Raw genomic sequence first — 11,279 nt, 5'->3', positions numbered from 1 at the left:
ATATGAGCCCTTCAAGAAAATACAGACTCACACTTGAAAGAAACTTTTATGTTTGGATTTTGTTACTTTTTATCGGTATTCTTGGCTATCTTAATTTTCAGATACTTAAATCTTTTTTTGCTTCAATTGGCTGGGCTATAGTTATTGCATTGGTTTTTTATCCTGTTTTTGAGTATTTAAAGAGATTTTTTAAATACAGAGGATTAACAGCTTTAGTAACGATAATTTTGGTGATAATACTCTTTCTTTTGCCATTCATATATATTTCCTATCAGATTATTCTTGAGGCAGGAGAACTTATAAAAGGAGTTAATCTTCCAGAGCTGATAGAGGAATTATTAACAAATTCAGTAACCATAAAGATTCTTGAAAAGCTGAGTTTTATTACAGGAGGAGACATCAAATCACTTGAAGACATGATCAAAAATGAAATAAGTGGACTACTTAAAGAGGGAGCTCTAAAAGTTGCTCATGGATTTAGTAATGTTATGGGTTTCTTTATAAATTTGATACTTACCTTTTTTATTGCTTTCTTCTTCTTGAAGGACGGAGATCAATTTGTAAAAAAAATTGGTGAGTTTTTACCTTTTGCAGAGGCAGATAAGGTTTCCATAAGAAAGCAGATTAAAAACATAATTTATACGACCTTTTACGGTGGTATCCTGATAGCAATGCTTCAGGGAACAATCCTTGGAATAACTTTTTACTTTCTTGATATTCCATCGGCAACACTGTGGGGATTTGCAACTGCTGTTGCATCATTTATTCCTGTTTTAGGAGCATTTGCTGTTTGGGGACCTGCTTCTATTTATCTGCTGGCAAAGGGTTTTATTTTGAAAGGAATAATCCTTGCTTTGGTGGGAACATTGATAATAAGCATGATTGACAATATTCTGAAACCGTTAATAATAAAAGGTAGAGTAAACTTGCCTCTTATCTTCATATTTCTCTCTGTTCTTGGAGGGATTAAACTTTTTGGACTTATTGGATTCATAATTGGTCCTCTTGTTTTCAGCCTTTTTGTCTCATTTCTCGAGATTCTTAAAAACTTTATAGGAGGTGCAGAACATGTTTGAAAGAAAGGATTTAGAGAGTCTTGAAAAAGTTAAATTTGATGATGCTTTTGTTTTGAGTCTTTTTCTTAATGTTTCTCCACAGGAAAGAAAAAAGCAAGCTTATCTTTCAAAGTTTAAAAATCTTGTAAAAGCCTTACCAGAGAAAGATCAGAATGCCTGCAAAGAAGATATTGAAAAAATAGAAAAATTCCTTCAAAGTGAAAGAGAGTCCTTTAAAAAGTCTCTTGTTATCTATAGCTGTAGCAAAAAAGATTTGTGGGTAAGATATGATTTAAATGTGGAACTTAAAGACAATTTAGTTGTAGATAAAACCCCTTATACAAATCCACTCTTTGATTTACTTGATAATTATCAGAAATATGGAGTTCTTCTTGTTGATAAACGGACAGCAAGAGTATTCATGGTGTTTCTCGGTGATATTGAAGAGTACGGAATGATTGAACATGAAGATGTTCCCGGAAAACATAAAAAAGGTGGCTGGTTTGCACTTGCAGAAAAAAGATATGAAAGACATATTGATTATCATGTAAAAATGCACTTAAAGGATGTAATTGACAAATTCGGAGATTTTCTAAAAGACAGAGACATAAGAAGACTTATTGTTGCCGGTCCTGATGAGGCTATTTCCCATTTGATGGATATGTTTCCTGAGGAAATAAAGATGAAGATAATAGGAAGGACAAATATTGAAAAACATGCTTCAAAAGAAGAGGTTTTAGAAAAGGTTCTTCCAATCATTGAAGGGTACGAAAAATCTAAGGAAAAAGAAACTGTTTCTGAACTTATTAATAGGGCTTTAAAAAATGAAAACTCTGTAACAGGCATTGATGATACTTTGAAGTATTTAAGAGACAAAAGAGTTATGAAACTTGTTATAGCGAAGGATTATACCATAGATGGTTTTGTCTGTGAAAGCTGCGGATTTGCCACGACTCAACCAGTAGAATGCTGTATGGAGTGTGGAAGTTGTGTAATGAAGGCTAATAATCTAATGGAGAAGGCAACGGAGATGGCAATTGAGCAGTCTGCTTTAGTTGAGGTAGTAAAGGATGAGAAAGACAGACAGAGACTTATCGAATATGGCGGTATTGGTGCTTTTTTAAGATTTTAAGTATTCTTTTAGATATTTTGCCGTATAGGATTTATTGATTTTAAGAAAATCGAGGAGGTTACCTTCATAGACAAGGTAGCCTCCTTCATCACCACCTTCTGGACCAAGATCAATGATCCATTGAGCCTCTGCTATTACCTGAAGATTGTGTTCAATTATGATTACTGTTGCTGATTTATCAATTAGTTTCTTAACAATATTAAGAAATTTTTTTACATCTTCATAGTGAAGTCCCACAGTAGGTTCATCAAGAATGTAAATAAAGCCCTTAAGATTTGATTTTTTGGCTGTAACTGAATTGAGAATCTCTTCGCAGATTTTGATTCTCTGTGCTTCGCCACCAGAAAGAGTTGTTGCTGGTTGACCCAATCTTAGATAACCAAGTCCCAATTCTCTTACAATATTAATTTTTTCTCTTAATGCAAATTCATCGTAAAAAAAATCATATGCTTCATCAAAGCTCATTGATAATACTTCATGGATGTTTTTATCCTTGTATTTTACTTCCAGAACTTCTTTTTTAAATCTCTTCCCTTCACAGTCTTCACAGGGCAAGAATAGATCTTCAAAAAAATACATCTGAACTCTTATAAAACCTTCACCTTTACAGGTCGGGCATTGACCTTCTGGACTGTTTACAGAAAAAGCACCTGCTGACAATCCTCTTACTTTGGCATCCTTTTGAGCGGCAAAGATATCTCTAATTTTACCATAAAGACCGAGATAGGTAACAGGCATGGATTTTGGTGTTTTACCAATTGGAGACTGATCAATAAGCTTTATTGTTTTAATATTTTTTACTCCTTCAATCTCATCATAGGGTAGAGGTTCTTCATTGGACATACCGAGCTGATTTGCTACTGCTCTGTAAAATGTATCAACAACAAGAGAACTTTTACCTGAACCTGAAATACCTGTTACCACTGTGAGAGCATTCATTGGAAAATGGACTGTGATGTTTTTAAGATTATGCCCCCTTGCATTTTTTAATGTTATGAATTCTTTGTAAATTCGGGAAGGTTTGCTTACTGAATGCTCATTTTTTTCTTTAAGATAGTTTGAAGTAGGCGTATTCATCTGTAAAAAATTTTTCATCTCACCTGAATAAATAATTCTTCCACCTGAGATACCACCTCCAGGACCGAGTTCTACTATCCAGTCTGCCTGTTTAATTACATCCCTGTCATGTTCTACAACTACAACAGTGTTTCCATAATCTGTGAGCTCTTTCATAACTTTGACAATTCTGTCTGTATCTCTTGGATGAAGTCCAACTGTTGGTTCATCAAGAACATAAAGAGTGGCTGTAAGCTTATTGGCAAGCTGATTTGATATATTAAGTCTTTGATACTCTCCACCAGAGAGAGTTTTAATCTGTCTGTCAAGAGTTAAATAACCAAGTCCTACTCTTTGAAGAAAACTAAGTTTTTCAGAGATTTGTTTTAGAGGTTCTTCGGCAATTTTGGCTTGTTCCTCGGAAAGTTTCAGTGAATCAATCCATTTTTGAAGTTCCTTTACTGACATAAAGTTTAAATCACCAATATCCAAGCCATTTATTTTGAACATCAATGCTTCTTGTCTTAATCGTTTTCCTTTACACAAAGGACACAAAGAAGGCTTTCTTATCTTTGAGAGGAAAACTCTCACATGGACTTTGTATCTTTTTCTCTCAAGTTCTTCAAGAAAATCATTAATTCCATAGAAATACTGATTTCCTGTAAATATGAGTTTTTTATGCTCTTCAGGTAATTTTTTGTAAGGAATATTTACATTTATTCCTGAAAGCTTTGCTCCTTTAAGAAGTTGCTGTTTCCACCATCTTAGTGATGGTCTTTCCCATATTTCAATGGCTCCTTCTGAAAGAGAGAGTTCTTTATCAGGAATAATAAAACTTTCATCATACTTAAGTATATAACCAAATCCCTTACATTCTGGACATGCTCCCTGTGGATGATTGAAAGAAAAAAGCATTGGAGAAGATTCGGGAGTTTTTATCCCACAAATCTGACATACTGGCTCAGCAGGAAAATTAAGCAAAATATTGTCTTCAACAATATAAACTTTGACATTACCCATTTTGAAAGCTATCTCTACTGAATCATTAACTCTTGAAATATCTCCAATACGAAGCCTGTCAGCTATTACCAATTTTTCTTTTTCCTTAAACTCTGAAAGTTCTTTTACTACTGCATTACTGTTTTCGTATGTTAAAACTCTTGAAAAACCTAATTGAATAAGTTTTTCTGAAGGTTCTTCACTTTCAAAAACTATGAAAGCTCTTTTACCAGAATATTTTTCTAAAAGTTCCTGAGCAATCTTGGAAGGATTCCATTCTTTTATCTCTAAGTTGCATTTTGGACATATGGGTTTTGCAATCTTTGAGAAAATTATTCTCAGGTAATCATAAATTTCAGTATGAGTTCCGACAGTTGCTCTTGAACCTTTAACAGGATTCCTCTGTTCAAGAGCTATTGTCGGTCTGAGATTGTCAATTAAATCTACATCAGGTCTTGGAAGTTTTTCAATGAATACTCTTGCATAACTTGACATACACTCAATGAAGCGCCACTGTCCTTCAGCATAAATTGTGTCAAAGGCAAGAGATGATTTTCCTGAACCTGAGATCCCGGTGATTACTGTTAACTTATTGTGAGGAATAATCAGGTCTATGTTTTGTAAATTATTCTGCCTTGCTCCTTTTATTATTAGAAAGTCCTGTTCTGGCTTATTGTGCATCCTTTATTCTAACTGTATGATAAAATATTAAATCAATCTTTTTAAGGAGGTTTATCGATGGAGCTTAATCCAGAGAAAGAAGTAATTGAAATAGTGGCAAAGCTTATGCTCATCTCAGCAAGAACAGCACCTAAAGCAAAGGGAGAAGATGAAATTGTTACTGGAATTGTTACTCCTGAAGAAAAGGAAGCAATTGCCAGAGAGATGGAAAAGCTTGGCGAAAAGGAAACTCATAAATTCTTTAAAAGAGATGCTCAGAATGTGCGGGATGCTGAAGGACTAATACTTATTGGCTTGAACTTTAAAAAACCTGTTGGAGTAAATTGTGGTACCTGCGGTTATGACTGTAATACGATTCTTAAGCAGAAGACCCATGAAATTGAGTATGCAGGACCTGTCTGTACAATTAGGGCAATTGATCTGGGTATTGCAGTGGGTTCTCTTGTTTCAGTTGCTAAAGAACTGGGAGTTGACAACAGAGTAATGTACTCAGTAGGTGTTGCTGCAAGAAAACTTGGACTTATGGATGCCCAGATTATACTTGGCATTCCCTTAAGTGTAAAGGGAAAAAATATTTTCTTTGACAGAAAACCCATCTAAGCTTTTAGGCAAGTAGTAAGGAACTTGAAATTCTCTCTTGGATATTTTTTCTTAAATTGATATAATTTAGTTAGAGCATGAAGCTCTAATAAACCTCATGAAGAGGTTTAAATCCCTATGAAAGGGAGGTGCTCAGATGATTAAGAAAGTATCAGGAAAGGCAATGCCTACCTGCAAATGCAAAGGTTCCTGCTAAGTCTTTTAAAAGGGGGAGGACTTCTCCCCCTTTTTTTATTCTCTCCTGTTATGCCATAATATTTTATGCGTTACATTTTAGTTTTTGCTTTCATCTTTCTTTTTTTTATACCTTTTTCAGCAACTGCTGATGATGAGCAGTCATACTTTAATTTCATAGCTGGATACTATTCCAGCATAAATGGAGATCTAAACAGAGCGATTACATTTTACAAAGAAGCATTGCAGGATGATCCTTCATCAAAATTTATTAAAGTGCTTTTAGCTGATACATACTTGAAAATTGACGATATTGAAACAGCAAAAAGCTATATCAATGATGTATTAAAGGAAGAACCTGAAAATAGAGATGCCCTACAGGTTCTTGCTTTAATTTATGTAAAAGAGCAGAAAATTAATGAAGCTATTGAAGTATATGAAAAGGTTCTCAAACAATCACCTAAAAAAGTTGAAATACTCTCAAAAATAGGAAATCTATACCTTCGCACTGGCATGTATGACAAAGCCATTGAAACATTTAAAAAGATATTAGAAGAAGACCCTGAAAATATCATGGCTTTACATTTTATTGGTGTAATTTATATTGAAAAGAAGGATCTTCAATCAGCACGAAATAGTTTTAAGGCAATTGTCGGGATTAATCCTGATTATGAGCCAGCGTATACAAATTTAGGAGCAGTTGAAGAGCTTGCAGGAAACTTTAAAGAAGCTGAGAAATATTTTAAAAAAGCATTGGAACTTAATCCTGAAAATCTCTTTGCAAGAGAGCGTTTGATAAATTTATATCTTTCACAGAAATCATACGGAGAGGCAATAAAAGAGCTTGAAACCCTGAAAGAGCAGAAATCAGAGGTTGAACAGATTCATGAAAAGCTTGCTCTTCTTTATTTTCAGACCAAACAGTATGATAAAGCTATTGAGGAGCTTGAATACCTATTAAGAAAAAATCCAAAGGACATGAATCTCATGTATTATCTATCCTTAATCTACATTGAAACAGGAAAGTTTAATGAGGCAGAACAGATATTAAAGCAGATTATTTCAATAAATCCAAAACAGGTCAATGCTTTTTTAAATCTTGCTACGGTTTATTTAAAACAGAAAAAACTCACTGAAGCATTAAATATTTATGATGAAATTCTGCAGTTTGCCGAAGATATAGCTGAGATTTACATTTATGCTACAGAAACTGCTATGGATTTAAAAGATTATCAGAAGGCAAAGGACTATATTGAAAAAGCTCTCACAAAGTTTCCTGATAATCCTGATGTGAATTTTGTAGCAGGAGTAGTTTTTGATAAGCTTGGTAAATTTGATGAAACTGAGAAATTGATGAGAAAAACTATCTCTTTAAAACCTGACCATGCAGAAGCTCTTAACTATCTTGGTTATAGCTGGGCTGATAGAGGCATTAATCTTGAAGAAGCAAAGTCTCTAATAGAAAAGGCAGTGCAGCTTAAACCAACTAATGGTTATTATCTTGACAGTCTTGGATGGGTTTATTTTAAGCTGGGTGATAAGAAAAATGCTTTAAAGTATCTTCTTGATGCGACAAAATATGTAAAAGATGACCCTGTAATTCTTGAACATCTTGGAGATGTCTATAAAGAACTCGGAGATTTTAAGAAAGCTTTTGAGAGTTGGCAGGAGTCTTTGAAATATCATGAAAAAGAACCAGGTCTAAAAGAAAGGGTAGAGAAAAAGATAAAAGAAATTGAACCTCTGATTAAATAATGTTCACCTATAAAGCCTTTGCTAAAATAAACTGGACACTTTCAGTTTTAAAAAAAAGAGATGATGGCTACCATGATATTATCACATTGATGCATGCCATAGATTTGTATGATACCCTGAGTTTTGAACCATCAGAAAAAGTTGAAATTGAAATTAACATGCCCATAAAAAAAGAAAAAAACTTAGTATACAAAGCAATCAAAGCTTTGCAAAAATATACGGGAATTAAAAAAGGTGTGCGTGTTGTTATTAAAAAAGAAATACCTATTGGTGCTGGTCTTGGTGGTGGAAGCTCTGATGCTGCTACTACTTTAAGAGCTCTAAATGAACTGTGGCAACTTAATCTTGATACAAAAACCATGCATGAAATAGGAAGTTCAATTGGCAGTGATATACCCTTTTTCTTCTATCTTCCAATAGCTATTGTTGAAGGTAGAGGTGATATAATTAAACCCTTACAGATTCAAAAATCTTATACTTTGTTAATTGTCAAACCAGATTTCAGCATTTCAACAAAGTGGGCTTATGAATCCTTAAATCTACAAACTCAATTGACAACAGAGTATGAAAAAATAAATAATAATATTTGGCAGTTATACAATCAGCTCTGTTGTGGGAATGTTAGCAGTTTAAATTTATGGAACGATCTGGAAAAGAGTGTTTTAGAAAAGTATCCTGAAATAGATAAGATTAAAAGAAGATTAATTGAATCTGGTGCTAAAAAAACTCTGATGAGTGGAAGTGGCTCTACTGTATTTGGAGTATTTGAAGATAAAGAGGATGCTGATAGGGCTTTGAAAAACTTTGAAAAATACTGGGCGAGGGTGGTTCAGACCCTTTGTTGATTAATTTTGGGGAGTCGCCAAGCGGCAAGGCAGCGGATTTTGGATCCGCCATTCGCAGGTTCGAATCCTGCCTCCCCAGTAAAACAACCCTCAGAAAGAGGGTAATTTTATTTTTAAGGAGTTTGGAATGCCTGATGGTATCAAGTTGATAACAGGAAATGCAAATCCTGAACTTGCAAAAAAAGTTAGCGATTATTTACAAATTCCTTTAACTGAAACAGTTGTTAGCACATTCAGTGATGGCGAAATAATGGTTCAAATCAAAGAAAATGTTAGAGGCTCTGACGCCTTTGTTATTCAGCCTACCTGCACACCTGTAAATCATAATCTCATGGAGTTACTTTTAATCATTGATGCATTGAAAAGAGCTTCTGCTGGAAGAATTACTGCAGTGATTCCCTACTATGGATATGCAAGGCAGGACAGAAAAGTTCAGCCAAGAGTTCCCATATCAGCAAAGCTTGTTGCAAACCTTATTACAGTTGCAGGAGCAAATAGAGTGCTCTCAATTGATTTACACGCAGGTCAGATTCAGGGATTTTTTGATATTCCTGTTGATCATCTTTTAGCTACTCCAGTAATTCTTGATTATTTAAGGAAAAGCAATCTTTTAGATAACATTACTGTTGTCTCTCCTGATGCAGGTGGCACAGAGAGAGCAAGGGCATTTGCTAAAAAAATAGATGCACCTTTAGCAATAATAGATAAAAGGCGGGACGCACCAAATGTTTCAAAGGTAATGCATGTTATAGGAGATGTTAGAGATAGAGATGTTCTGATAATTGATGACATGATTGACACTGGTGGAACACTTGTTCAGGCTGCAGATGCATTAAAGGAAAAAGGAGCAAAAAGGGTTTTTGCTGCATGCACTCATGCTGTTCTTTCAGGTCCTGCTATTGAGAGAATTAATAACTCAGTGCTTGAAGAGGTTATAGTTACAGATACTATTCCACTTCATGATAAAAAGGAAAAATGTCCTAAAATAAAAGTTCTTACTGTTGCATATCTTTTAGGTGAAGCAATTAAAAGAATACATGAAGAAACTTCTATAAGTTCATTATTCATATAAAAAGGAGGAAGAGCTATGGAAAAGTTCGTTCTAAATGCAGAAAAAAGAGAAAAAACAGGAAAGGGAGTAGCAAGACAACTGAGGAATAAAGGTATAATCCCCTGTGTTATGTACAGAGGGGGGTATTCTATTCCAATCCAGATAACAGCAAAGGAACTTCTCCCTTTTATGAATATTGCCACGAAGGAAAAACTATTTGTAACTCTTAAACTGAATGGAGAAGAAAAACAGGCAGTGCTTCAGGATTATCAGGTTGATCCGGTAAGTGGAAAGCTTTTGCATGTAGATTTTCTTGAAGTAAGTGCTACTGAAAAAATCAGAGTTACTGTTCCTGTCATTCTTATTGGTGAGCCAATAGGAGTTAAGCAGGACAATGGAGTGCTACAGCATGGAATTTCAGAAATTGAAATTGAGGCAATCCCTGAAAAGATTCCAGGTCATATTGAAGTAGATGTTTCTCAATTAGAAGTTGGAGATTCAATCCATGTTAGAGATATAAAGTTTGAGGAAGGAATAAAAGTTATATCAGATCCAGATGAAGTTATTGCTACAGTTACTGTTGAAGAGGAAGAAGTAGAGGCAGCACCTGTAGAAGAAACACCTGAACCTGAGGTAATAAAGAAAGGCAAGAAGGCTGAAAAAGAGGAAGAAGAATAGACAGTTGAATGATTATAGTTGTTGGACTCGGGAATCCTGGTAAAAAATATGCAAATACACGACATAATGTAGGTTTCATGATAGTTGATGAAGTTGCAAGAAAGCTTAATGTAGATTTTAAAGAAAAAGAAGATTATTTTATAGCAGAGGCAAAGATTAATGATGAGGATATAGCAATTATAAAACCAACCACCTATATGAATTTAAGTGGAAGAGCTGTAAAAAAATTTATCAATGAAAAAATTTTACAGTCTCTTCCCATGTCTTTAATTGTGGTTCACGATGATCTTGATTTACCTTTAGGAAAAATAAAAATAAAAAGAAATGGTTCTTCAGGTGGACATAGAGGGGTTCAGTCAATTATTGAAAGCATAGGAACAAAGGACTTTATTAGAGTAAAATTGGGTATTGGTAAAGATCCTGCAGAGGAGATATCAGATTATGTTCTGAGTCCTTTTAAAAGGGAAGAAAAAGCTATAATAAGAGAAAAGTTGACTGTTGCAGCTGATGCAATCATTACTTTGATTACTGAAGGGCTTGATAAAGCAATGAATATTTACAATAGGGATGATCTATGAGCTGGCTCTTATTAATCACTATTTTTGTATTTTTACCAGAAACTTCTTATGCATGGGGTCCTCTTACACATACTTATCTCGGAAGTCAAATACTTTCTTTTTCAGGACTTGTGACTATGGATATTTTTAGATTGATAAAACACTATAAAGAGTATTTTATCTATGGCAATATTATTCCTGATATAGTAATTGGCAAAAAATATCTGCCTGATGAGAAGAATCCTCACTCATGGAAAACAGGTTTTATGCTTTTAAATAATGCAGAGAGACCTGAAGAAAAGTCATTTGCCTACGGATTTCTAACCCACCTGGCAGCAGATGCTATCCTTCATAATGAAATAAGAGAATTTAATTCTTTTAAGCACATGATTTTTGAGATAAAAGCAGATAGAGTTGTTGATAGATTTTACTGGTTTCAGATAATGAGCATAAACAAAAGAGTTAGAAAGATGAGTGAGAGATTTTTTGAACAAATCCTGTTAAATCCAGTGTCTATAAGAACTTCAAAGAAAATATATAGATCATTGATTTTTCTCTCAGGATTCAATAAGAGTGACCTAAAAAATTCCGAAATGTTTAACAGTTTTCATTTAAAGTCATTAACTGCTATGCTTGATATTCTTAACAATAGAGAGAATTCAAAAATAATAACCCTTCCACCTCATCACTAATTCT

At 34.2% G+C, this 11,279-nt stretch carries 10 protein-coding genes and 1 tRNA gene; 10 read left to right on the top strand and 1 reads right to left on the bottom strand.

Features of this window, described 5'->3' with window-relative positions; all coding sequences use genetic code 11:
* Positions 1 to 2 precede the first annotated feature (2 nt).
* On the top strand, positions 3 to 1,076 hold the full coding sequence (locus tag TAGGR_RS07200; RefSeq protein ID WP_059176692.1) for an AI-2E family transporter: 1,074 nt from the start codon (positions 3 to 5) through the stop codon (positions 1,074 to 1,076).
* On the top strand, positions 1,069 to 2,187 hold the full coding sequence (locus tag TAGGR_RS07195) for a baeRF10 domain-containing protein (RefSeq protein WP_059176691.1): 1,119 nt from the start codon (positions 1,069 to 1,071) through the stop codon (positions 2,185 to 2,187). The genes TAGGR_RS07200 and TAGGR_RS07195 overlap by 8 nt, the downstream gene beginning before the upstream one ends.
* On the opposite strand, the gene uvrA is transcribed toward TAGGR_RS07195, so the two are convergent.
* Positions 2,176 to 4,923, bottom strand: coding sequence for an excinuclease ABC subunit UvrA (gene uvrA / locus TAGGR_RS07190; protein WP_059176690.1), 2,748 nt, complete (start codon positions 4,921 to 4,923; stop codon positions 2,176 to 2,178). The two genes, TAGGR_RS07195 and uvrA, sit on opposite strands and share 12 nt — an antisense overlap.
* 57 nt (positions 4,924 to 4,980) lie before the next feature.
* Between uvrA and TAGGR_RS07185 the strand changes: the two genes are divergently transcribed.
* From TAGGR_RS07185 to TAGGR_RS07150, 8 genes are all read left to right on the top strand, one after another.
* Positions 4,981 to 5,523 (top strand): ferredoxin domain-containing protein, encoded by a 543-nt coding sequence (locus tag TAGGR_RS07185; protein ID WP_059176689.1) that lies wholly within the window; start codon positions 4,981 to 4,983, stop codon positions 5,521 to 5,523.
* A gap of 261 nt (positions 5,524 to 5,784) precedes the next feature.
* Complete coding sequence (locus tag TAGGR_RS07180; protein ID WP_059176688.1) at positions 5,785 to 7,452, top strand: tetratricopeptide repeat protein; 1,668 nt, start codon at positions 5,785 to 5,787, stop codon at positions 7,450 to 7,452.
* On the top strand, positions 7,452 to 8,297 hold the full coding sequence (gene ispE / locus TAGGR_RS07175; protein WP_059176687.1) for a 4-(cytidine 5'-diphospho)-2-C-methyl-D-erythritol kinase: 846 nt from the start codon (positions 7,452 to 7,454) through the stop codon (positions 8,295 to 8,297). Before TAGGR_RS07180 ends, ispE begins: the two co-directional genes overlap by 1 nt.
* A 7-nt stretch (positions 8,298 to 8,304) precedes the next feature.
* A tRNA-Gln gene (locus TAGGR_RS07170) sits at positions 8,305 to 8,376 on the top strand.
* A 48-nt stretch (positions 8,377 to 8,424) separates the two neighbouring features.
* Positions 8,425 to 9,369: a ribose-phosphate pyrophosphokinase gene (locus tag TAGGR_RS07165; RefSeq protein ID WP_059176686.1), complete on the top strand. Its 945-nt coding sequence runs from the start codon at positions 8,425 to 8,427 to the stop codon at positions 9,367 to 9,369.
* A 15-nt stretch (positions 9,370 to 9,384) separates the two neighbouring features.
* Positions 9,385 to 10,026: a 50S ribosomal protein L25 gene (locus tag TAGGR_RS07160; RefSeq protein ID WP_059176685.1), complete on the top strand. Its 642-nt coding sequence runs from the start codon at positions 9,385 to 9,387 to the stop codon at positions 10,024 to 10,026.
* Positions 10,027 to 10,034: 8 nt separating this feature from the next.
* Positions 10,035 to 10,604 (top strand): aminoacyl-tRNA hydrolase, encoded by a 570-nt coding sequence (pth, locus tag TAGGR_RS07155; RefSeq protein WP_059176684.1) that lies wholly within the window; start codon positions 10,035 to 10,037, stop codon positions 10,602 to 10,604.
* Entirely contained in the window at positions 10,601 to 11,275 is a 675-nt protein-coding gene (locus TAGGR_RS07150) for a zinc dependent phospholipase C family protein (RefSeq protein WP_059176683.1), read from the top strand. The genes pth and TAGGR_RS07150 overlap by 4 nt, the downstream gene beginning before the upstream one ends.
* Positions 11,276 to 11,279: the final 4 nt, after the last annotated feature.

The sequence above is a fragment of the Thermodesulfovibrio aggregans genome, assembly GCF_001514535.1.
Taxonomy (GTDB): Bacteria; Nitrospirota; Thermodesulfovibrionia; order Thermodesulfovibrionales; family Thermodesulfovibrionaceae; genus Thermodesulfovibrio; species Thermodesulfovibrio aggregans.
Note: the sequence above shows the minus strand (reverse complement) of the source record. Positions and strands in the feature narration are given on the sequence as shown.